This window comes from Winogradskyella eckloniae (assembly GCF_013249045.1).
Taxonomy (GTDB): domain Bacteria; phylum Bacteroidota; class Bacteroidia; order Flavobacteriales; family Flavobacteriaceae; genus Winogradskyella; species Winogradskyella eckloniae.
In genome coordinates, this window is sequence record NZ_JABRWP010000004.1 from 133,507 (window position 1) to 158,830 (window position 25,324).

Sequence of the window (25,324 nt, forward strand, 5' to 3'; positions counted from 1 at the left end):
AATTTTATATAAAACTAAGGATGCTTTAGCTTATAAATGTCAAAAAAGTGTAAAATGAATATAAAATTAGGTCTTTTGGCTTTAGAATTTGTGTGTACTGTATTTTGTTTTCTTACCACTTGTTTTAGTCTTAGCATACCGATGGATAATAAATTTTAATAGATTTCTTAATCAAAGTTTCACATTAGTCATTTTTTATTATATTTTTAGAATCCTAACAATCAGTATATTATGAGGTCTTTTGTTTTGTTTTTTTGCATTCTACTTTTAGGTTTAAATACTAATGCTCAAAGTCAGCAAGAACTGTTAGAGCTTGCTAAAACAGGAGATGAAACGTCCTTTTTTAAAATTTACGAAACCTATGAACTTGAGGCTTTTCAAAATATAGAAGATCGTGTGTTTTTAGCAAATATGCGTATGCTTAAAATAAGATCTTATGAGATTTTGCGATCACAATATTTTCAACTTTTAAATGGACTTTGGGGCGGACAAAAAGAAGGGTTAACAGACACTAAAAATGAAGTTCCTATTTGTAATAAAAAGTTTGCTGTCATAGCAAATATTCCTTATGTGCATTCTAAATATGTATCGCAACCCATTTTAGATATGTTAATGAAGGAGCGTGCTTTAGCAGAACAGATGACGACACTGCGACAAGAATTAATAGGTACTTCTGTAGATTTAGTTTCTAATAAAATAACAGCTCCAACGTGGACGCCAATACTTTATAATAGTACAAAAGAGGAGGCTAAAACCATTGTAGAAAATAATATTAAAGCGCAAGAAAAAGCAATGGAGCGTATAGGGAACTGGACAGAACTCATTGCAGGAGTATATGTTGCCAAAGGTTTAGACCAGGAATATCAAACAATACAATCTGAATTTTTAAGAGATTTACCAGAAAAATTTGGATTAGAAATGGCTGCCTTATATGATGATGAATACAACAAGCATTGTAATAAAGAATACACAAACAAACTCTATGATGATTGGTTTACAAAGGAATATATAGAGGTAAGCGATAAACGATTTAGTCAATATAAATATGATGGCTATTTTGATAATGGTCAGTATATAGATGGCTATCGCGTTTGGATAGATGGCTTTTACAGACCAGAAGATTATGGTAATTTACTATCTCAAACCATTTACTCTGGTCGTTATTATGGATTAAAGTTGGCTTTAAAAAGAGGGCTTTCTCCAGACACAAAAAATGCTGACGGATTAACAGCAAAGCAAGTACTCGCAAAACAAGGACATGGTTTCATTCAAAATAAGATGCGAGCTCTTATAGATGAATATGAACGCGATCCGAAGGCATTTCGGGTAACGCAACAGGAGTATGATATTTCAGATTATTATGTAGAAAATGAGACATTACCAAATTTTGATTCGCCACATAGCCAAGTTGATAATTATAAGGTGTTATATATGTTAGATGGTCCTCGAGTAAATCGTGGGCGCACTATTCATATTCGTGCAAATGGTTCGGTGTTTTTAGGAGGTATGGCAGGAAATTCTGGCGTAGAAGGTATTGATGGTTTTGTGGGTTATAGTGCTGTTAAAGACATAAAGCATGGCGCTTTAATGTATAGAATTGGTAAAAGTGATCCATGGAAAGCCCTTCAAAGAGGAGGTTCTATAGAAATAAGTAAAACAGGTTTAATGCAATTTGCAGTGAATGATACGGATTACAAAAATAATTCTGGTGGTTATAATATTCAGATTTTAACTAATTACAATTCAGCTTCAAATTCTACTCGAAGGAAAACAAAGCCCAAAACGGCAACTCAAACTGAAACCGAAAAAAGTAAAAGTACTAAGGCAGCAAAATTACCAAGTGATTTAAAGGCTATAGAATTACAACCTTTAAAAAAAGATGATGCTATAGCTTTGGCAAAATCACATAGTTATAATTATAATGGGTTTTCGGTGATCTATTATTCTAATCGGATTAATAAAGCAGAAATTAAAAAGACAATGGAAGATTTAGAATCGTTTTTAAAACAACGAAATATCAATAATCCCAAAGTTATTTATTCTAATGTTATTTCAGATAATCTAGATACTTTTTCAGTTTATGTCAATACAACAAGTGTAATGCTAGATGCCTCTTATGATCGTTTTTTAAGAGAAATAGAACAAGTAATGACTTACCAATTAAACGCTCAGTTTCAAAAATCTAAACGAAAGCATTGAAACCCTTTTTTTATAGCCTTTGATTTGAATAAGTTTTATTAAAATCGTGCCATAGAAATTGTCCTTTAATATAGATTTCGTAATAAATAGATTACAAAATTCTCAAAAATATATTTAACAACCCATTAATTGTTGTAATCGTAAAGTCGGTGTAGGCATTAGTATTTACTCATTATTTTTTTGTACTTTGTTAAGGTACAATCGCTAGTAAATTACTATCATTTTCTTTTAATTCAATTCTGTTTTTAGTAGGAGTTAATCTGTTTTTTTGATTAATAACTATAGGACGTTTTTGAAAACTAACACAGACGCTAAACGCTTATGGCAAAACTCAACTTATCCACTTATGACACTAAAGGTTTTTACGACGAGATGTTTGATGAAAACAATATGGTTAGACCTAATTACAAACTGTTTTTAGATCGCTTACAAAAAATGAGTGTGAGTAAGTTAAATGCCCTTCAGCATTCTACGGATCGCGCACAACTCTCTTTAGGAATGACATTTAATGTTTATAATGACAATCAAGGCGTAGAACGCATACTACACCTTGATATTATACCTAGGATTATTCAGAATAAAGAATGGCAGTATTTAGAAAAAGGCTTACAACAACGCATTAAGGCGCTTAATTTGTTTATTCAAGATATATATAATGACCAAAAGGTATTGAAAGATAAAATAATTCCGAAAGAGATGATTTTCTCGAGTGTGTCTTATTTAAAGGAATTAGAAGGTTTTAAACCTCCAAAAGACGTTTGGTGTCATATTACAGGTTCAGATTTAATAAAAGGAGGTGATGGTCAATATTATGTTTTAGAGGATAATTTAAGATGTCCTTCTGGCGTGTCTTACATGTTAGAGAATAGAGAAATTTTAAAGCGTACGTTTCCGGAGTTGTTTGAAAAGTTAGATGTAAAACCAGTTTATAATTATACACATATTTTAAGAGATACTTTAGAGTCGCTAACAGATGTAGAGCAACCAACGGTTGTTGTTCTAACACCAGGTACCTATAATTCTGCATACTTTGAGCATTCGTATTTAGCGCAACAAATGGGAGCAGAATTGGTAGAAGGTCGAGATTTAATTGTAAAAGACGATTTTGTTTACATGATTACTACAAATGGCTTACAGCGTGTTGATGTTATTTATAGACGTGTCGATGATGATTTTATTGATCCAGAAGTTTTTAATAAGCATTCGCTTTTAGGGACACCAGGATTATTTAGAGCTTACCTTAAAGGCAATGTTGTATTGGTCAATGCGCCAGGTACAGGCGTTGTAGATGATAAAGCTGTCTATGCTTATATTCCTAGAATTATTAAATACTATTTAGGTGAAGACATGATTTTACCAAACGTAAAAACGTACATCTGTGATGAAGCGCCAGATCGTAAATATGTAATTGAAAACATTCATAATTTAGTGGTAAAGCAAACGGATGCTTCAGGAGGTTATGGTATGCTAATTGGTCCGAAATCGACTAAAAAAGAGCAAGAGGAATTTATTGCTAAGATTAAGAAAAACCCTAGAAATTATATTGCCCAACCAATGATTAATTTATCTAGAGTACCTACAATTACAGATGAAACTATTGAAGGTAGACATGTAGATTTAAGACCATATGCATTGTTTGGAGACGATATAAAAATTATTCCAGGTGCGTTAACACGTGTTGCATTAGAGAAAGGATCTATTGTCGTTAATTCTTCTCAAGGAGGTGGAAGTAAAGATACTTGGGTATTAAACAGTTAAAATAAAATTATGTTAGGTAGAGTTGCAAACACCATTTATTGGATGAATAGATATTTAGAACGTGCAGAGAATTATGCACGTTTTATGGACGTAAATTTTAATTTATCATTAGAATTGCCATCAAACAAGGAACAGCAATGGAAGCCTTTGGTTGCTATAACAGGTGATTGGCCCTTGTATGAACAGCTTCATAATGAAGTAGAAAAGCAGAAAGTGATTTACTTTATGGCTTTTGAAGAGCAAAATCCGAATTCAATTTACAATTGTATCATCAATGCTAGAGAAAATGCACGTGCTATTAGACCAGAAATTACTAAAGAAGTTTGGGAACAAATTAATGCACTTTACTATTTGGTAAAAGCAGATTCTGTAAAAAAAGGACATGACGATAAAGATTTACGCCAATTCTTTAACGCCATAAAAAATGGTTGTCAACTATTGTACGGCATGTACGATGCTACGATGTCTAGAAATGACGGTTGGAATTTTGGAAAACTTGGTCAACTCATTGAGCGTGCCGATAAAACATCGCGTGTATTAGATGTAAAATATCATTTACTTTTAGGATCAGTAAAACTAGTAGGTTCTTCTTTAGATTTAATTCAATGGGCTGCGTTATTAAAATCCGTGAGTGCATATGATATGTATAGAAAAAAATATGGGAAATTAAAGTCGTCGAGTATAGCAGAATTTTTAATTCTAGATACTGAATTTCCAAGGTCTATTTTAACATGTTTAATGCGCTCAGAGCAATGTATTGCACGATTATCTGGAAACTCCTTTGGTTATAGAAATACAGCACAAAAACGATTAGGAGCATTAAGATCTCAATTAGAGTATACAGATATTGACAATATTATTGAGACTGGAATGCATGAGTATCTAGACGATATTCAATTAAAATTAAACGACATTTCTACAGCCATTTACGAAGCTTTTTTCTCTATAGAACCTCATGTAAAATAGGTAATGATTTATGAGATACAGATGTTTGGATTTGTTATAATTCTATGTATTTCTAGAGAAAAGAAATAATTAATTCGAGTACATTTGCCGCGTTAGAATATATCTTTTTATTATATGAAAATATTTCAATGTGGAAATTGTAAATATTCCGTTTTTTTTGAAAATTATACCTGCGATAATTGTGGGCATTTAACAGGTTATAGAGCAGAAGATCGCATGATGCTTTCTTTTGAACCTAATATAAAAGCGCTTATATCGGATCGAGAACATCTTGAATATAAATATTGTAAAAACAAAGTGTACGATGCTTGTAATTGGATAATAGCCAAGGATAGTCCTGAAGATTATTGTAGCGCATGCCAGCTCAACAGAACCATACCAAATCTATCTGATCCAGAATCCGATAATCTTGAATATTGGAGAAATCTTGAAGTTGCAAAGCATCGTTTAATATATCAACTTCAAAAGTTTAATTTACGAATACCTAGTAAATTAAAGCACGAGGATGGTTTGTGTTTTGATTTTGTCGCCAAACAAGACAATGAAAAAATAATGACAGGTCATGCTAATGGTGTTGTTACAATTTTAATTAAAGAAGCGAATTCAGTACTTAGAGAACAAGCCAGAATAGATTTAAGAGAGTCCTACAGAACATTAGTAGGACATTTAAGGCATGAGGTTGGTCATTATTACTGGAACAGATTAGTAAAAAATGATGCCAAAGTATTAGCTCAATTTAGGTCCATTTTTGGTAATGAATCTCAAGATTATTCTGAAGCACTCCAAACCTATTATAAAACAGGAACACCAAAGGATTGGCAAAAATCATACATTAGCAAATATGCCACGTCACATCCTTGGGAAGATTGGGCAGAAACTTGGGCGCACTATCTGCACATTATGGATATGGTAGAAACAGCCTATTTCTTTAAGCTTAATGTGAAACCAAATTTTAAAACTAAGGATTTAAAAACAAAAGTATCCTTTGATCCTTATACCAAAGTAAATTTTGACGTCATTGTGCGTAAATGTGTTCCTTTATCCTTAGCGGTAAATAGTATAAACAGAGCGATGGGAATTCCAGATGTTTATCCGTTTGTTATCTCAACTGCTATAATAGAAAAGCTAAAGTTTGTTCATCATCTTTTATTACCTAAGCGTAGATAATTTTAAATTTTGTTATTGTTGCGATTGTGATTGCATTTGGGCTAAGTAATCTTTAGAAGGTCTTAAGTCTACAGAAACTTCCATAGTATTTTTTCCCATACTATAAATTACACCTTTTAATGGAGGTACATCATAATAATCTCTACCATGTGCTACAACAATGTGTTGGTTTTTTGGGATTTGATTATTTGTAGGATCAAAATCTACCCAACCATAATTTGGTAAGTATACAGAAAACCATGCGTGCGATGCATCTGTCCCAATGAGTTTTTCTTTGCCTTCAGGAGGTAAGGTTTCTATGTAGCCACTGACATATTTTGCAGGTAATCCCATAGACCTTATGCATGCTATTGCAATTTGAGCAAAATCTTGACAAACCCCTTTTTTTGCTAACATAACCTCTTTTAAAGGTGTAGCAATGTTTGTAAATCCAGGTACAAAATCAAAATCAGTATAAATGCGTTGCATCAATTCATACGTAGCGTCATAGAACGATCGTCCAGGTTTAAAGGACATTGCTGCATAGGATTTAATGGTTTCACTATTACTAGATATTAAAGGCGAAGGCATTAAAAATTGTCTTACATCAATTAATTCTGAAGCTGTTCCTTTTAAAACCAATTTGGTGTCTTCTATAGAAATATCTTTTGCTTTCAAAAACGTTTCATGATCAATTTGTGACGCATAATCGCGTTCAACTTTACTTTTGGCAATAACAATAAGCTCCTTATGATGTTGTTGAATTGAAAAACGAGTTACAGCATTGCCAAAGAAATCAGTGCGTTCTGTGATATCTGTAGGCGTTGGCGAAATTTCTAAGGTATAATCTAATAAGGTTTGCCCAGGAAATGTTTTGGGCTTTATGGTCGTTAAATTATGGCAAAACGAAGCTCCGTTTTCGTAAATATATTTTGTTTTATGCCAAAGATCAAAAATCATATTAATTCGAAATTTTTCTGTTAACCAATTGTTTTTGAGGTTGCGAATGATTAAAATATGTATCTGAAATAGACATGGATGTGACATGTAACAAATCACTCAAATCAGATAAAAGTTGATCTAATTTATCACGCATATTAGATTCTGAATGTATTGATAACATGTCTGAAATTGTAAAACTTTCTAATTTGGAGATAACGAGATTCATGTTTTCTTGGCAAACGGTCAATTCGTTATTTTGATGGGTAGAAGGTAATTTATCAATATCCTTTTTTAAGCGATGCATTTGATAGGTTAACGATCTAGAATATTCTTTATCTAAAATGATTAAATTTATGACGTTTTCTATACTTAAATAAGAATTGTAACTGTACCTGTAAATGTTTAAACTTTCATGACTGTTTAATAAGGATTCTAAAATTTCATATTCGAGTTCTTCATCATAATTTACAATTAATACAGCTCTAAATTTTTCTATATTCATGGCGCTAATTTCTAATTGTAAACCAATGAAGTAGAGTAGAAGGCCTTGTCTTACCATAATGCTTTCTTCTGTTAATGCCATGAAAGCGATAAGTCTCGTAATAATTTTGTCAAAGAAATTTGTCAGTGTATACACTGTGTAGTCTTCTTTGTTTTTTAAGGTTTTAATGTGCTTTTGGATACCATCAAAAACGCGCCACATATCTCTAGACCATAAGTTTCTTAACGCATAGTATGAATTGCTAAAACTTTGCATAGATTGTGCAAAGCTTCCTATTTTATGTTCATCAAGAATAATGTCTTTAATCTCTTTTAAAGGATTTTGTAACGCTTCGGCTTCGTTTTCTCCAATAAATCCAGGAAAGGTAGATGTTATTTTTGTGATGGATTGAAAGAGTATTTTTAAACTTTCAGATTCAGATTTTCTATCGTTATACTGCGCATTGGTCATTTGGTTTAAAACCATTCTTAAATATCTTGCAGTCACTAACGCACGACCAATATATCTACCTGACCAAAATAAATTCTCTGCCGTATGGCTAGGTACATCATTTATTACTGTAGATGGACTTGAGTTAGATTTATTCCAAGAATAATTTTGAAGATTAGGTTGAGGCGTATCTGTAACAATCCAAAAATCTTTGCTTGTACCACCACGTTGATTAGACACAAATAATTCTTCACGTTCTGGTGCAACTCTTACTAAGCCACCTGGCATAACACTATAACTGTCGTCTTTAGCTATGGCGAATGTACGGCATAATATTTTTCGAGGTTCTAATTGATTTTTTATAAAATTTGGAGCGGTTGAAAACGCTATTTTTTCTTGAGCAATAAACCTAAAAGGAAATTCTAAAATCTCCTTTTTTAGTTGTTCTAAAGCTGCTTTATCTAAAAATTCACAAAAATATATGTGTTCTCTATTAGATCTATCAATTCTTTTTAAAACAAAGGATGGTAAATCTGCTAAAACATGTTTTCTTTCTTTTTCTTGTCCACACCACCAAGATGCAATCTGCGGCAGAATTAATTCCTCATTTAAAAAATACTTACAAATATTTTTCATAAAAGGATTGAGTGCTGGGTTTTCTAATACACCACTACCAATAGGATTTATAATAGATACATTCTGTAAACGAACCGCTTCTAATAGACCTGCGACACCTAAATATGAATCTTCTCGTAACTCTAATGGATCCATGAAGGTGTCATCGATTCGTCTTAAAATGACATCGACTTGTTTCAACCCTTTTAAGGACTTTAACCAAACTTTTCCGTGTCTTACCACTAAGTCATTTCCTTTAACTAACGGATAGCCTAAAAATGACGATAAATACGAATGTTCAAAATACGTTTCGTTATGTGGACCAGGTGTTAAAATAACAACCATTGGACTTTCAGCATTTGTGGCTGCAGAGTTAATTAACAGTTGATTAAAGTCGTTAAAGAAATTAGTAGGTTGGGTTACATTAATATTTGTGAACAACTCCGGAATGACTTTACTCGTAGAAAAACGATTTTCTAAAGCGTAACCCATACCAGAAGGTGCTTGCGTTCTATCATTCACAACCCACATTCTCCCATCTGGACCTCTAGCTAAATCTGCGGCATATATGGAAAGTTGCTTAGCATTCTTATATTTTATTTGGTCGCAAGCACGTAAAAATCCACTATGCGCATAAATGACTTCTGGTGGTAATATGCCATTTTTAAGCAGTTCCCTTTTGCCATATAGATCTTTTAAAATGAGATTTAATAATTCTGCACGTTGCTGAATTCCTTTTTCAACGTTAGTCCATTCGTTTTGGTGAATTAAATATGGCACCACATTTAAATCCCATGGTCTATTGAGACCGTTTGGGTCGTTATACACATTATAGGTAACACCATTTTCTGATAAAAGCCAATTTAATTCGGTCTGTTTTATAGCCAGATTTTCGGTACCAATATGGAGTAAGTTTTGCGATAAAACTTTCCAATTGTCCTTAATGCTCATTTTTGAGGTAAGCAATTCATCATATTTAGATGATGCCGAAAAATAATTCTTAAATATGGTCTTTGTCAGAGTTTTCATTTTATAATTAGCAACGCTTTCTACTTTTTACGTAAATCTAAAGTGTAAGGAAATTCAAAATTAACTGGTAATTCTTTATATGAAAAACGATTAGAGCTATTTTTCTTAGCTACATTTCTGCTTACGGGTTCTGTGTCTAAATTAATGTTTTCTACCGGATTAATCTCGCCTTGCGTATGTCCAAACTCCCAAAAACGATTAATTCTTCTTGATTCTGCTTCGAAACTATTCACAGGATGGACGTCATATGAGCGTCCACCAGGATGCGCAACATAATATGTACAGCCACCAATAGAACGTTTATTCCATGTATCTACAATGTCAAATACTAATGGTGTGTCTGCAGGAATTGTTGGGTGTAATGCTGAGTAAGGGTTCCATGCTTTATATCTGACGCCAGCCACATATTCGCCTTTTACGCCAGTGTTTTTTAATTGTACTTTTACACCATTACAGGTTAATACATAACGCTCATCAATAAAATTAGATACTTTTACTTGCAATCTTTCTAAAGAAGAATCTACATATCTAGCCGTTCCGCCACCTGTCATTTCTTCACCTAAAACATTCCAAGGTTCTATTCCTGCGCGCAATTCTAAGTGAATATTATTAATCTCTAACATGCCATGAAGTGGAAATCTAAATTCAAAAAATGGATTAAACCAATCTTCTTCAAATTGATAACCGGCTTTATTTAGCTGTGCGACAACGTCTTTAATATCTTCACGTACATAATGTTCTATTAAAAATTTGTCATGTAATTCCGTTCCCCAACGCACCAAATTATGTTCGTAAGGTTTTTTCCAAAACCAAGAGACTAGCGTTCTTACTAAAAGCATTTGCACTAAACTCATTTTGGGATGAGGCGGCATATCAAAGCCACGTAATTCTAAAATTCCTAAGCGTCCGGTTGACGAGTCTGGTGAATATAATTTATCAATACAAAATTCTGCACGATGCGTATTTCCTGTTAAATCGGTTAGCAAATGTCTAAACAACCTATCTGTGAGCCAAAAAGGCACTTCTCCATCTTTTGGGATTTGACTAAACGCAATTTCTAATTCATATAAACTATCTGTACGAGCTTCATCAATTCTAGGAGCTTGACTGGTTGGTCCTACAAAAGAGCCAGAAAATAAATAGCTCAATCCAGGATGATGTTGCCAAAAGGTCAATAAGCTTCTCAGTAAGCTCGGCTTTCGTAATAACGGACTATCTGCCGGACTTGTACCACCTAAAGTTACGTGATTACCACCTCCAGTACCTGTATGTTTACCATCTAACATAAATTTTTCAGTACCTAATCGCGATAGTTTGGCTTGTTCATAGAAGGTCATTGTGTTATAACATAAATCTTTCCAATTGGTCACAGGATGCACGTTAACTTCTATAACGCCTGGATCTGGTGTTATTTTTAGAGATTCTAGTCGGTTGTCTTTTGGCGGATCATAACCTTCCATTACCACAGGTACTTTTAACGCTTTTGCGGTAAATTCTATGGCTGCAATTAAATCTAAAAAGCTCTCGGCAGAATCTAAAGGTGGTAAAAACAAAAACAATTTACCTTCTCTTATTTCGGCACAGATGGCGGTTCTAACAAAATATTTTGAGGCATCAGGATTAGGACCGTTGTCTACAAATGCTTTGTGTCGTTTTTTTACAATATCTCTATAACTTGGTAATTTTTTCTTTTTAGAAAACAAATCGGGTTCATAAGAAGGAAATACTTCATATACTGATTTTTCTAATAAAGAATTGAGCGGTAATCTTAATCCCATAGGAGAATTACCTGGTGTTAAGAATAAATGCTGTCTTCTAAAAGCCCATTCGCACGAAAACCACTTTCCTCTTGATGTATTTAAGGGTAATAAATAACCTACAGGAGTTGATGCGCCGTTTTCTGAAATTTCTTTTATTTTATTTTTTACTAAAGTATTGTCTCGGTCCTTAGTGGGATCAATATCAATAGGTAAGTTTCCTTGTTCCCATAAAAAATAGAAGGCGTCTTCAAAACCTGGAATGATATGTTCCTTTGAAACGCCTAAATAAGTGGTTAATGTTTCTAGGAATAATTTATCTGAATTTGGAGGTACTATAAAATTATCGGTATATGTGGCAAGATACTTTTTGTTATACCAAATTGGTCTACCGTCTTTTCTCCAGCAAATTTCAATTTGCCATCTTGGTAAAGGTTCTCCAGGATACCATTTACCTTGTGCATGATGCAAAACACCACCTTTACCAAATTCTTTATGCAATCTTTTTGATAACTCTTTAGCGAGTTGGCGTTTATGCGGTCCGTCTGCAGCCGTATTCCATTCAGGAGCTTCTAAATCGTCTATGGATATAAATGTAGGTTCTCCACCCATAGTTAAACGCACGTCATTTTTTTGAAGTTGTTTTTCAACTTTGTGACCAAGTTTATCAATGGCCTTCCATTGATCTTCTGTGTATGGTTTTGTGACTCTAGGCGATTCAAAAATGCGTTGAACTGAATTTTCAAAAAAGAATTCTGTTTCGCAAACATCAGTCATACCAGAAACTGGTGCAGCACTTTCAAAAGAAGGTGTACACGCTAGTGGAATATGACCTTCACCAGCTAATAAACCAGAAGTTGCATCAAAACCGATCCATCCAGCACCAGGTAAATACACTTCTGCCCAAGCGTGTAAGTCTGTAAAATCTTCTTCAGGACCAGAAGGGCCGTCTAAGGATTTCTCATCTGCTTTTAGTTGTACCAAATAACCAGAAACAAAACGTGCTCCAAATCCTAAATGACGTAATGTTTGTACAAATAACCAAGCATAATCACGACAAGATCCTTTCTTAAGATCTAATGTTTCTTCACAAGATTGCACACCAGGATCCAAACGAATATTATAGCTTAAATAGTCATAAATCATTTGATTTACATGCACTAAAAAATAGATGGTTTTCCTTGGCGTATAATCTAAAGTTTTTAAAAATTCTTTTAATAAATTACCGTTATCGGTTATTTCTAAATAGGGTTGCAATTCTTTTTTAACCGTTTCAGAATATTCAAAAGGAAATTCTTCAGCGGATTCTTCTATAAAGAAATCAAAAGGGTTAATTGTTTTTAAATCGGCAATAATTTCCACATCTACAGATAACTCATCAGTTTTATCTGGAAATACTAATCTTGCAACATAATTACCAAAAGGATCTTGTTGCCAATTAAAGAATTGGTTTTCTGGTTTTATTTTTAAAGAATAGGACTCAATTGGTGTTCTTGAATGTGGTGCAGGTCGTAATCTAAACACATGAGGAGATAATGCAACTTTACGATCATATTTGTAAGTCGTCTTATGAGATATTACAATTTTTAATGCCATACATAGAATTTAGAATGTTAGTAATCTGCCTAGATAGAAATTTACCTGTGTTTATTGCAAAATAAGGTATTTTACCTAGAAAAAGAATTGATGATTTGGGTTTGTTCTGTTTTTTAGATTTATCTAAATAAAAGGCTATATAGGTTTTTAGAATCGTAAAAATGAGCGTTAGAAAATACTCATTTCAGAATGCGTGGTTACAGTTTCTAAAAGTTTCATGCCCTTAAACGAATTGCCATTGGCATTTAATTTAGGACTCCATACTGCAATGGTAAAGTTGTTAGGATATAACGCAACGATGCCACCACCAACACCACTTTTTCCTGGTAAACCAACTTTAAACGCAAATTCACCAGACTCATCATAAAACCCACACGTTAGCATTAAGGCATTTATTCGTTTTGCTTGACTGCTCGTAATGATTTCTTTGCCATCCTTTAATTTACAACCACTATTCGCTAAAAATGAAAATGTGCGCGATAGTTGTTTGCAATTCATTTCTAAAGAACACATATCAAAATAAAAGTCTAATACGTCTGTCGGATCATTTTTTATATTACCCAAAGATTTAATAAAATTACACAAGGCTACATTTCTATATCCTGTTGCTTTTTCTGAATCTGCTATTTTATCTGAATAGTTTAGATCCGGAATATCACTTAAGTCTCTAACAAACTCTAAAAATTCTTCACGTGCATTTTCTAGATGAGAAATTAAAATATCACAAATTACAATAGCACCAGAATTAACAAAAGGGTTGCGAGGAATGCCTCCATAGGTTTCTAATAATAACAATGAATCGAATTTAGTACCAGAAGGTTCTACATCAATACGTGTCCAAATCTCTTCACCGAGAAACTTAACTGCTAAGGTTAAAGAAAGTACTTTGGCGATACTTTGAATTGAAAATTTCTCTTCATAATCACCAATTCCAAATTCAGTACCATCATTTTTAGACATATGAACGCCAAAATTAGAGGGATTCACGTTTGCCAATTCGGGAATATATGTGGCTAGTTTTCCAAGGTCTTTAATTGGTTTTGTAAAATCGTAAGCGTTTTTTATAATGTCTTTATAATTTGAATCCATTTACTGCGTCGTTATTAATATAAATAGCAAGGTAATTTTTATTTAGATATTTCATGGTTAAATATTTAGAAAAACTTGATGCCAAGTATAAGTTGTAAGATTAGTGTTTACTCTCATTTTTCAACGCATGTCATATGTTTTTTAATGGCTAAGGTCTAAAATTATTTTTGATAATATCACTATAACGCATTAGGTATTTATAAACTTAAAATCAATTGACCTGCACTCAAAAATAATTGATTTTACTGACTTTGTGACGAACCCATGGATAATAGTGACGAACGGAATAAACGTTTTTATTGTAAATATTTCTATGCTATTTAAAATGGTATTTTTGTAAAAATAATTATTTCTTGATATTTAACAGACATTCATTTTTGTTAGTAGTTTTACTAACTTTTTTTTCATTAATAAATGGACAAGAGTCCATTTATAAGCACTATGGTGTTGATGAAGGTTTACCAAGCTCTGAAGTATATGATGTTTACCAAGATAAAGTTGGACATATTTGGTTTGCTACAGATAAAGGTTTGTCACGTTTTAATGGCTATGAATTTAAAAACTTTGATAGTAACGACGGCTTACCAGGTAATGTAGTACTTCGATTTTATCCGCAAACAAATGGTCAGGTTTGGTGCTATACCTATCATAATCAGGCACTTTTTTATTTCAATGAACAATTTGATGGCTTTACAGCCTATACATATAATAGCACATTACAAAAGGAATTTAATTCTTCAAGTATTATAAAAAGTTGTTTTGTTGATGCATCTAAAACGCTTCATATTGGTGGCAATAATATAAATGGAGAGTTACAGATTGATAAAGATGGTAATCTTACTAAAAACTATACAAGTGATCAATATTTTAATTTAGAGGTTATACCTGAACGTTATGTGGTTTTAAATGAATATGCTAAAGGGCCTGTATCTTATTTCACCACTTCAAATAAAGATATAATTTCTAATCACTTTAATAAAAGAAAAGGTGCAAGCACACACTTGTATGCTTCATGGTTAGTGCCAGGTCAGAAATCTATTTTTATGGATGGCGATACTATTGAAATAATAAATCAAAAAAAGCAGAAAAAAACCATTAATTCTAAGCGAAAAGCTCTTGGAATGAAAGTAATAGATAGTACACAGTTTTTTGTTGGTTATTTATTTGGTGGCTGCAAAATATTGAACAACCAAGGTCAGGTAGTTAATAAATTTTTAAAAGGTAAATCGGTTACAAATTTTTTAATAGATCATGAAGGTGGTTATTGGTTTACAACCTCTAATGCTGGTGTTTACTATGTGAAAAATCCGTTAGTTTCTATTCATCAATTTCAAAATGAAGATACATCATCTCACATTAACTCCTTGACGAGAAAAAACAGTGATCTCATTGTTGGTTTTAGAAATGGATCTGTAGCCACAATTGCTTCTGATAGAACGGTTACTTATGCAAAGTCAAATGATGTAAATGCTCGTTCTGCGGCTTATGTGGAATATGATTCTATTTTAAAAACAATTTATTCGATTCGTAATAATACAACAGAATATAATCATGAGTTGGTGTATAATTTGTATTTAACCAAATTATCAGAACCAGTTAGTAACCAATCCATTTACGCGAGCAACCCTAGTGGCATATTTGATTTGAGAAAAAATGAATTTACAAGGCTTTCTAAACGTGTGCAAGATATTTGTATCTATAAAAATGATACTTTAATAGGTACGCCTTTTGGAGTTTTTAAAAAGCAAAAGGACAGTTTGGCATCTTTACCTCAAACTTCAGAATTATTAAGCTACAGAGTAGAGGATATGGATTTGAGTAAAAATGGCGAATTGGTCTATATTGCTACCCAAGGTAAAGGCATTGTGGTCTATGGTCCAGAAATTTATAATATATCAATTCAAGAAGGTCTTACTAGTGATATCATAAATGAAATTTTTGTAGAAAACGACACTACTATTTGGGCATGTACCAACAAAGGTTTAAACCGTATTGTATTCAATGCTTATGGTTTTAATATTACAAGTATTGATAAAAATGCAGGATTATTGAGTAATGAAGTCGAGGATATTGAAATTATAAATGATACATTATGGGTTGGTACAAAAGAAGGATTATGTTACCTACCTAAACGTGCTTTGGCACATAAGGCCATTAATACAGGGTTTTTAAGACTAGAAAAAGTAACGGTTAATGATAACAATTATGTCGCTAAGGATACGCCAAAATTAAGCTATGATGAAAACAACATTACCTTCTTGGTTCAAGGGATTTCTTATGCTAATCATAATGATTTAACTTACCAATATAGATTAAAGGAAGTCGATGAGTCATGGAACACCTCTAACAGTAGAGTCATTAGTTTTCCGAGCTTAAGCTATGGTAAATACACATTTCAGGTAAAAGCGTGTATAGGTAAAACATGTTATACAGACGAACAATTAGAATATACATTTATCATTAAGCCGCCTTTTTGGAAATCGGGTTGGTTCTATACATTATGTTTCATTGCTTTTGTAGGCTTAGTGTGTGTATTCTTTAAAATTAGAGTGCTGTCTTATAATAAAGATATCACTAGGGAATTTATTCGGTTATTGATAAAGAAATTAAAAGGCGATGAGAAATTCATGGAAATACGAATGAATGGTGAGGATATTAAAATTCCTACCAATACAATATTATTCATTAAATCATCCGGAAATTATTTAGATATATTCACCTTGACTAAATCCTATACCATCCGTTGTAAAATTGGGGAATTTATTAAAACTACACCAGATGCCTTAGAATACTTGCGCATCCATAGGTCTTACATTATTAGAATAGATAAAGTGACAGGGAAATCTAAAAATTCTGTCACAATAAAAGAACAATCAATTCCGGTTGGAGAAACTTATTTAGATCAATTAGACAAAATCCACTTCTAAATAAAGTTAATCTTAATCTTCTTTTTTTTTCAATTGAGCATAGAGCCAGAAAGTTTTTTCTATCAAAAAACATATGCCATTAAAAATGATATAAAGTTTCGTCACTAATTTGTAGGGTATCTGTCACAAACGTACTATTTATAGTGCTTTAGGTCTTTACAATTAAATAAGTTTGATCTGTATAATTTAAACCTACAAACTTTTATGGAATCAATTAAACCAAATTTAAAACCACATCAAATGAAAACTTTATCCTTTAAAATGCTATTCGTCATGGTATGCACTACTTTAATGGCCTGTGGAGGAAGCACAGGAAAGCAACCTGCAACTGCAGACGGTTTTGCAGATATAGAAAGCGATATAAAAAGTGAATTTGGAAGTGATGCTTATTTTACTGATTTAACAATTACCTACAATAAATCTATTGGAAATATTATAGGTGTTACGGTTACTGACGATCCTAGCACTTTAAAAATGGGACAATGGAACCAAACTCAAGGCACATGGAATCAAACCTCAGAAATCTCATTAGAAGTGCCGCAAGGAACCAAAGCGGAAGATTATATGTTTCAATTAAATGAAACGATTAGTCTATCTACTTTAGGTGCATTAGCTGAAAAATCTAGCGAAAAACTTACAGCAGATAAAAAAGTAGAGCACCCAACCTTATCCATGGCATTTGTAAAATTCCCAAAAAACGGTGATGTATCTAAAACAGAATATACGGTAATGCTTCAACCAGAGCATGGTGGTACCACGTTTACATTTCGATACGATCTTAATGGTGAACTCATTAAAATGGATTACTAATAACCAAATCAAACTATAAACTTAAATTAAAAATTATGAAAACATTATTTACTTTGTTGATGGCCCTATTTATCGCTTCAATAGGGAACTCCCAAATTGTTGGTGATACATTTGTATTAGATTATATTACATATGAAGTAACTTCCGTAGCGCCAAATACAGTTAAACCTATAGATTATAATATGGCTGGTGGCACAACTGTAGACCTACAAGCGTCTCTTGTTCACAATATGACTACTTATAGTGTAACGCGTATAGGAAGTGGTGCCTTTATGAATAATCAATTAACGCATATTACGATTCCAAATAGTGTTATTGAAATAGAATCCGATGCTTTTGCGTTTAATGACATCATGAATGTTACGATTCCGAATAGCGTAACTATTATTGGTAATCAGGCGTTTGCGGATAATGAACTTACAAGTATTACTATTCCTAATAGTGTCACTAGTCTTGGTGCAATTGCTTTTGAACTTAATCAATTAACAAGTGTTACAATTCCAAATAGTATTACAAGTATAAATCACGGAACGTTTGCTTCGAACCAATTAACAAGTATTACAATACCTAACACCGTAACCAATATTGACTTTAATGCTTTTGCATTTAATAATCTTACTAGTATCGTATTACCTGCAAGTGTTACCAGTATAGGCAATAGAGCTTTTAATTTTAATCCTTTAACTGAAGTCCTTTCATTAAACCCAACGCCTCCAACCATAACAACAGTAGCAGGTATTAATGATTCGTTTGCAAGTGACCGAAGTACTATTCATTTAATACTAACAGGTAATACTACAGATGCATATGTGACAAATTCAGGAGCGCAATGGACAGGTTTTAAAATGGTATTTGAGGCAAGTTCTGCAACGACGATTAAAGTGACCGATTATGATGCCGCAAATGGTTCTGTTGTGACTATACCAGCAACGGTTGCAATACCTAGTGTTACAACATTTAACGTTATAGAAATTGAAGATTTTGCTTTTGCCAATAAAGCGTTAACTAGTGTTACCATTCCAGATGGTGTAACTAATATTGGCATATCTGCTTTTGAGAATAATAACTTAACAGATGTTACCATACCTGACAGTGTTACTGAAATAGAAAATACGGCATTTTCATTTAATGCATTAACCAATTTAATTATTGGAGCTAATGTTAACACGATTGGTACAGGTGCTTTTGTAGATAACAGCCTCACAGATATTACCATACCAAGTAATGTCACTTCTATAGGTTTGCTTGCTTTTGGCAATAACCCATCATTAGCGCATGTAACCTCATTAGCTATGGTGCCTCCAACGGTAACGACAGGACAGGATGATACATTTATTTTTGATCGAAGTAATACTGCTTTGCATATACCAGTTGGTACGACAGGTGTATATGTTACAAATCCTAGTGCTAACGCAGATTGGTCAGGATTTAATCCTGTTACTGAAGATGCTGTTTTAAACACATCTCATTATGAGTTAGCCAATGATGTTGATGTCTTTACAACGACAAACGCAATAAAAGTTATAGTCTCAAACCATGCAAGATTACAAAACTATACCATCTATAGCATTACAGGGACTTTAATAGAAGAAGGTAGTGCTACAGAGATAGCAACGACTCATTTTGCTAGTGGTATTTATGTTTTACAGCTTGAATTTGATACGGGAATTATTATAAAAAAAGTTGTAGTTAATTAATGTTAATAGTTGAAAGTTGAGCCACTTTTTATTAAATATTAAGTGGCTTTTTATCACTGTTTATAAAGCAAAACCTATGGAAAAAACAATAAAAATTAAAAACGAATATAATTCTTTAGATACACTTTATAGTTATTTAAAAACTGCAACTTCTTTTGAAAGTTCTAAAGAATATGATAGTTGGGAAGTCAGGACCAATATTCATGGGCAAATGGAACAATGTCTAGTGCTTAAAAAAAGTAATATGCATGGTATGAAAGTTTATTTTGAAAATGAAAACTCATTGAAAATGACCTATATCATTCCAAATAAAATAATGCAAGCCTACTTTGGTAATAGCCAAAAGCGCTATCAAAATGTATTAGAAATTGTCACAGGAAAAATTAAAAACATATTGTTAACCTCATCACAAAATAAAGCATTTAAAGAAATGGAGCAGGTATTTCTTAAAATCTCTGCTTAATACTAAAATTTATTATTAATAACGTAAAACAAAATATTATGAAAAAGATTGCAATTATTTTAATGACTGTTTTTATTGTTTGTTCATGCAGTACAAATGATAATGTAACCACAGAAAATGACAATTTTTATGCTTTAACAGAAGGTAATTCTTGGGCGTATAAATATTATGCTAAAGATTTGGTATCAGGTGAATTTGTAGCGACCACCATTACAGAAACTGTAGATATTACACATACCATAGAAATAAATGGCAATACCTATTTCAATTTTAAACATATCGTCTCTGGCAACAATGGAAATATAGCTTTTCCAAGCAATGGCGAAAAAAACTATAGGTTTAGAGACTCTTTAGGGTTTTTAATCAATGATATTGGTTCTATTAAATACGCAAATAACAATTACGACGAGCATTATGTAGGCCATGTTGATGTTATTAGTTTTACTTCAATTAATTTAAAGTTATCCGCAATTCAAGACGTAATTAACATAGAATCTTTGGGTGATTTTAATTGTTTAGATAATAATTATTTTCTGAGAGATGTCAGCGGAAATCAATTGAACGCTTTAGACCATGTTTATAGAGAAGATGGTAAAGGTGAAATTTTAAGTACGTTGTCATTCGCTTCTGACAGTGAGCATTACGGAGAAAAAAGATTGGAATCTTATAGTATTCAATAAACAGTTTTTTAGCTGAATGCCACTATAAATTTTACAAAATAGTTATGGGAGTTCCTAAGTGTTTAGAATAAAAAAAAATCAATTATTAAATAATAAAAACATATAAATTATGAAAAAGCATGTATTAATTATGTTGTTAGCCGTTTTTACAATAAGCTGTGATTCGGACGACACTGAAACGAGAACTGTAAACGTAGATTCTACGTTAATAGCCAAAAGTAATCTTTATGGTAATGGGAGCGAAGGTATTGTACAACAAAACCTAGTCATTAATGATTTAAGCAGTTGGAATGACTTAATGCTTCAAATGAATGCTGTAAATAATGTGACTAATGATTTCTCTGAAAGAGATATAGATTTTGATTTATTTACAGTCATTGCTGTTTTTGATACTGTTAAAAACAACGGAGGACATGAGTTAGATTTGAGTATAAGTTCTAATTCTGAAAATATTTTGGTTAGTGTTGTAGACTTATTTCCTGAAGGTGATGACTCTAATATGGTAACACAACCTTTTCATATTGTAAAAATTTCAAGGTCTCAATTGCCAATAAGTTTTGAGTAACCTCAAAAACAACCTTTCAATTTAGTAGTCATTAAAACATCAATTTAAATCTAAAAAAATGAAGCAAACTATAATGTTTTTCCTAACGGCTTTTATTGTCTTAAACTTCAATTACGCGCAAATTGCATATGGTCCTATAAATTATGAGTTATGCGATGATAACACAGCTGATGGCTATACGCAATTTGATCTTAATACCTTTGATAGTCTACTTTTAGGAAATCAAAATCCATCCGAATTTACTGTGTCTTATTATGCCTCGCAAGTAGATGCAGAAATGGATGTAAACGCACTACAAACGCCATTTGTAAATTATTTAAATCCACAAACTATATTTGGTCGTGTTAGCCAAAATAGTTCAGGAACTTATGATTATACATCTATAGATTTGTATGTTATAGATCAAAATAACTGTGTAGATTCTGATGGTGATGGTGTTTCAGACGTTCTAGAGGATATCAACTCAAATGGTAATTTAGATGATGACAATACTGATATGGATAGTTTGGCCAATTATTTAGATGATGATGATGATAATGATGGCATTCTAACAGTAAACGAAGATTACAATAATAATGGAGATCCTACGGATGATGATACCGACAACAGTGGAATTCCAGATTATTTAGAACCAAGTGTTGCTTTGAGCACTGCAACTGTCCGTGTGCAGAGTTATTCTATATTTCCTAATCCGGCAAGAGGTTTGGTAACCATAGAAAGTCATATTTTAATGTCTAATGTAACAGTGTTTAATGCCCAAGGCAAACAAATTAATGTAGACGTTATAAAAAATGTATCATTAACTCAATTGCAGTTTAGCACGCAAAACTTAGAAAGTGGTTTGTATTTTATTAAAATCAAAGACAAACTAGAACAAGTGGTAATTAAATTATTGGTGGAGTAATAACCGTATTTTCATGAATGCCAGCCATAGCGATTTATTTCAGTGATACTAATGGCCATTATTTAGAATTTATTTCTAATTTAGAAGTCGAAGCAAAACCAGAATTAGGTGTAATTTCATACAACTAATGGATAAAGGCTACTACTAAATGATAAGTTACCACATAGAACCAAATCTTTCACCAACTGAATTTAAAGATGTACTCATTAAATCTACTCTTGGCGAACGACGTCCTATAGATGATTTAGACAGAATTAAAGCTATGGTAGACAATGCCAGCTTAATTATTACAGCGAGAGATAAAGGAACATTAGTAGGTGTTTCTAGAGCAATTACAGATGTTGTGTATTGTACGTATTTATCAGATTTAGCAGTAGATGAAAACTACCAAAAGCTAGGGATTGGTAAAGAACTTATTAGATTAACAAAGAAAGAAACACCAAAAGCAACGCTAATTTTATTGGCAGCACCAGCTGCAGTAGAGTATTATCCACATATTGGAATGACAAAAACCGATGTCTGTTTTTTGTTGAAAGATTTGAATAGTTTAAAATAATGCACACATTAAAACGGTTTCTGAACTACCTAGCATGGACCATATTGGCATTCATTTTGGCTTACAGCTATATGCTCGTTCTTTTTGGCGGTAAACCAGAAATAGATAGTGAATTTCAAGTCTTTATTGATGCTTTTTATTTATTTGGAATTATTCATATAGGATCAATTATAGGTAGCATCATCGCTTTCTTGTTTATTTTAATGGATATATGTTATTTAAGAAAAAAGCTGAAAACACATAGAAATGCAACTATAATTCGCTTGGCAATAATATTAGCAATTACCTTTATTGTTTTCATTTTGCACTATACAATGGAGAAAGTTTTAGATATTATTTAAAAGACATTATATATAACCGAATCGAGGACAAATTATATCTTATAGCATGACAGACATAAATATATTCATATTACGGATTCTTGCCTTAGGAATTTGTGCAGTCCACTTTAAGGATACATCGAGTGCTAATGCTATAACTGTTTCAACAGAAAACAAAGTGAGTACTCATATTTCTGTGTCTAAGTTGCCAAAAGAAATTGCATATAGAGATAGGATTAACATTAATGATATTTACTTTACAGATGGAGAGAATACGTCCACTAAGCATATAAATCATACATTAAGTAGGTTTCAAACTACGAACAATAATAAGGATGCCTTTGTAGCAAGTCTTAAAAATGGAGAAAGTCTTAGTTCATATTTTAATAATAAATGGACTTTAGTATATCATAAAGACAACAGATGTGATGGTGCCACAGATGGAGAATATAAAAATTTATCAACTTCAAAAATTGATGAATCTATAGAAATTGAAGTTACAAACGATGGAGATGGTTGGGCTTGCGAAAAAAAGCAAGCCTCAACATATAGCTTTAATTTCAACCTAAAAGAACAAATTAAAAATTGGGATAGGTTCGAAATGGCCAACTACGAGAATGAAGAAAATCATATTGCGTATGTTTTAGGTGCAGGAGCGTCGGACTATTTAAAATTGCACTACAATGAAGACCATCTTATAATAAAGTTAGAATATAGAAGTGAAGATCCAGGATAGTAAATAGTAGTGCATACGTCTAAAACGACTTAAAAACACCATGCATTAATATATGGCAATACGCATAAAAGTAAAATATATATTTAGAAATTATTAAAATGAAAAAACTAATATTCATAGGTATTTATGTTCTAAACTTTTTTGTATTGCAAAGCCAAGAACTATATTTTAATACAGCACTAAGTGGTTTAAATATAAGAGAAGAGCCAAAAATTGACTCTAAAAAAATAGGAAAATTACCTTATGGAAGTGTCGTAAAATTATTAGATATCACTGATATAAAACTTCAAATTAAGGATAATGATGAAACGCTTAATGGCGTTTGGGTAAAAATTAAATTTCAAAATTTTCCTTTTATTATTTCAGAAAGCAAAAAAGACGTTCAATTTGAAAACGAAGGTTATGTGTTTAGTGCATTTATAGAAAAACTGAATAAAGCTTCTATTGAAATTACAGAAATAGACAGTTTAAAATTTTATAGTCATTATGTACCACCAAAGCCATCTAACAGAATAAAAATAACGTCTAAACAAGAGGCTGAACAAGTATTGGAAGGTAAAGTAAAATGGACGCAAAGCGCGTTTAACGGACGCGTTATAGATGAGATTATTTTAGACAGCGGACAAATCCTTAAAATTAACCAAGTATCTAATGATTTTTCATTTATAGCCTATTTCCCTACTGAAGAAATTATTTTATTTGAAGGTGGACATGCCAGTGATTTTTCAATTTCTACAAAAACAGGCGAAACGCTTAAAACCGTTGGAAACCCAGAATATATTATAGAATCACCAAGTAAAAAAATAAGACTCAATGGTTTCTTTGGCGGACAAGAATGTAGTCATTATTTTTTTCAAGTGAAAACAGGAGATACCTATACTTACTTAACCGCTTTTAATCACGATTTGTGTTATTATGATAAATTTTATTGGTTAAACGACCAAGAGTTTATCTATAGTGAGACAAGTTATGCAACCACTGTAAATGGTAATCAAATATATTATTTAGGAAAAATCCAAAACTAAAAAAATATGAAAAACTTAATTATAATACTAGTGATAGTAGCCTTATCGTGCAAAGATAAAATAGTGTCAAATGACGCTAAAACAGCCGAAATTGTGGAAGGAGCTGAAGCTACAAAATCTCAAGAAGCACAAGAACATTTAATTGCGATTGTTAATAACTCTGAATCAGATACGAATGAAATTTCTAATGCAACTTCTGATGTGCTTAGATCAGAACTATTCAAGGGCACTTTAAATGGTAATATAAAAATATCTCTATATCTCAAAGAGCAAGAACATCCTTGTGGTGGAGATTTAACCATTTTAAATGCCATGTATAAGTATAATAATCAAGATCAATGGATTTTATTAGACGTAACGGCTGATAAACAAAAAAAGAATTATTGTATGGTTGAAGATGGGTTTTTAGGCGTTTTGTTTCTACAAAATAATGAAGGTTCTTTATATGGACATTGGGTAAGTCCAGATACAGAAAAACAGTTTAAAGTAGAATTGGAAAATCAATTTTTAGATACAAAGTATGGTAAAGATGATACAATTGTAGAAGAATTAGATGAGATTCTTTTTGATATATTAATCTATGGTAAAAATGATTGTTAAGCCATTGAGATCA

General features: G+C 32.2%; 20 protein-coding genes. 16 read left to right on the forward strand and 4 right to left on the reverse strand.

Annotated elements, in window-relative coordinates; all coding sequences use genetic code 11:
* Positions 1–231: 231 nt before the first annotated feature.
* The 4 genes from HNV08_RS08225 (at position 232) to HNV08_RS08240 (ending at position 6,090) form a co-directional block, all read left to right on the forward strand.
* Positions 232–2,199, forward strand: coding sequence for a hypothetical protein (locus tag HNV08_RS08225; RefSeq protein ID WP_173280706.1), 1,968 nt, complete (start codon positions 232–234; stop codon positions 2,197–2,199).
* 321 nt (positions 2,200–2,520) lie between these two features.
* Complete coding sequence (locus HNV08_RS08230) at positions 2,521–3,957, forward strand: circularly permuted type 2 ATP-grasp protein (protein ID WP_173280707.1); 1,437 nt, start codon at positions 2,521–2,523, stop codon at positions 3,955–3,957.
* Between the two features lie 9 nt (positions 3,958–3,966).
* On the forward strand, positions 3,967–4,923 hold the full coding sequence (locus tag HNV08_RS08235; RefSeq protein WP_173280708.1) for an alpha-E domain-containing protein: 957 nt from the start codon (positions 3,967–3,969) through the stop codon (positions 4,921–4,923).
* 114 nt (positions 4,924–5,037) lie between these two features.
* Positions 5,038–6,090, forward strand: a complete 1,053-nt coding sequence (locus tag HNV08_RS08240; protein ID WP_173280709.1) for a zinc-binding metallopeptidase family protein — start codon at positions 5,038–5,040, stop codon at positions 6,088–6,090.
* A gap of 12 nt (positions 6,091–6,102) precedes the next feature.
* Here the strand turns inward: HNV08_RS08240 and HNV08_RS08245 are convergent, their stop codons facing one another.
* From HNV08_RS08245 to HNV08_RS08260, 4 genes are all read right to left on the reverse strand, one after another.
* Positions 6,103–7,029, reverse strand: coding sequence for a transglutaminase family protein (locus HNV08_RS08245; RefSeq protein ID WP_173280710.1), 927 nt, complete (start codon positions 7,027–7,029; stop codon positions 6,103–6,105).
* A gap of 1 nt (position 7,030) precedes the next feature.
* Complete coding sequence (locus tag HNV08_RS08250; RefSeq protein WP_173280711.1) at positions 7,031–9,586, reverse strand: circularly permuted type 2 ATP-grasp protein; 2,556 nt, start codon at positions 9,584–9,586, stop codon at positions 7,031–7,033.
* Positions 9,587–9,606: 20 nt separating this feature from the next.
* A complete protein-coding gene (locus tag HNV08_RS08255) occupies positions 9,607–12,939 on the reverse strand; it encodes a transglutaminase family protein (protein ID WP_173280712.1) in 3,333 nt (1,110 codons plus the stop codon).
* Positions 12,940–13,107: 168 nt separating this feature from the next.
* On the reverse strand, positions 13,108–14,028 hold the full coding sequence (locus HNV08_RS08260; RefSeq protein ID WP_173280713.1) for a glutaminase: 921 nt from the start codon (positions 14,026–14,028) through the stop codon (positions 13,108–13,110).
* A 377-nt stretch (positions 14,029–14,405) separates the two neighbouring features.
* Between HNV08_RS08260 and HNV08_RS08265 the strand changes: the two genes are divergently transcribed.
* The 12 genes from HNV08_RS08265 (at position 14,406) to HNV08_RS08325 (ending at position 25,311) form a co-directional block, all read left to right on the forward strand.
* The gene (locus tag HNV08_RS08265) at positions 14,406–16,955 is read left to right on the forward strand and encodes a two-component regulator propeller domain-containing protein (RefSeq protein WP_173280714.1); all 2,550 of its coding nucleotides are present in this window, start codon (positions 14,406–14,408) and stop codon (positions 16,953–16,955) included.
* 204 nt (positions 16,956–17,159) lie between these two features.
* Entirely contained in the window at positions 17,160–17,765 is a 606-nt protein-coding gene (locus tag HNV08_RS08270) for a hypothetical protein (RefSeq protein WP_173280715.1), read from the forward strand.
* Positions 17,766–17,800: 35 nt separating this feature from the next.
* Positions 17,801–19,462, forward strand: coding sequence for a leucine-rich repeat domain-containing protein (locus HNV08_RS08275; RefSeq protein WP_173280716.1), 1,662 nt, complete (start codon positions 17,801–17,803; stop codon positions 19,460–19,462).
* A 76-nt stretch (positions 19,463–19,538) separates the two neighbouring features.
* A complete protein-coding gene (locus HNV08_RS08280; protein WP_173280717.1) occupies positions 19,539–19,925 on the forward strand; it encodes a hypothetical protein in 387 nt (128 codons plus the stop codon).
* Positions 19,926–19,963: 38 nt separating this feature from the next.
* Positions 19,964–20,605, forward strand: a complete 642-nt coding sequence (locus HNV08_RS08285) for a hypothetical protein (RefSeq protein WP_173280718.1) — start codon at positions 19,964–19,966, stop codon at positions 20,603–20,605.
* A gap of 109 nt (positions 20,606–20,714) precedes the next feature.
* Complete coding sequence (locus HNV08_RS08290) at positions 20,715–21,170, forward strand: hypothetical protein (RefSeq protein WP_173280719.1); 456 nt, start codon at positions 20,715–20,717, stop codon at positions 21,168–21,170.
* A 58-nt stretch (positions 21,171–21,228) separates the two neighbouring features.
* Complete coding sequence (locus HNV08_RS08295; protein ID WP_173280720.1) at positions 21,229–22,074, forward strand: T9SS type A sorting domain-containing protein; 846 nt, start codon at positions 21,229–21,231, stop codon at positions 22,072–22,074.
* 148 nt (positions 22,075–22,222) lie between these two features.
* A complete protein-coding gene (locus tag HNV08_RS08305) occupies positions 22,223–22,630 on the forward strand; it encodes a GNAT family N-acetyltransferase (RefSeq protein WP_173280722.1) in 408 nt (135 codons plus the stop codon).
* Positions 22,631–22,674: 44 nt separating this feature from the next.
* Positions 22,675–22,971, forward strand: a complete 297-nt coding sequence (locus HNV08_RS08310; RefSeq protein WP_173280723.1) for a hypothetical protein — start codon at positions 22,675–22,677, stop codon at positions 22,969–22,971.
* A 46-nt stretch (positions 22,972–23,017) separates the two neighbouring features.
* A complete protein-coding gene (locus HNV08_RS08315; RefSeq protein ID WP_173280725.1) occupies positions 23,018–23,686 on the forward strand; it encodes a hypothetical protein in 669 nt (222 codons plus the stop codon).
* A gap of 98 nt (positions 23,687–23,784) precedes the next feature.
* Entirely contained in the window at positions 23,785–24,711 is a 927-nt protein-coding gene (locus HNV08_RS08320; protein ID WP_173280727.1) for an SH3 domain-containing protein, read from the forward strand.
* 6 nt (positions 24,712–24,717) lie between these two features.
* Complete coding sequence (locus HNV08_RS08325) at positions 24,718–25,311, forward strand: hypothetical protein (protein ID WP_173280729.1); 594 nt, start codon at positions 24,718–24,720, stop codon at positions 25,309–25,311.
* Positions 25,312–25,324: the final 13 nt, after the last annotated feature.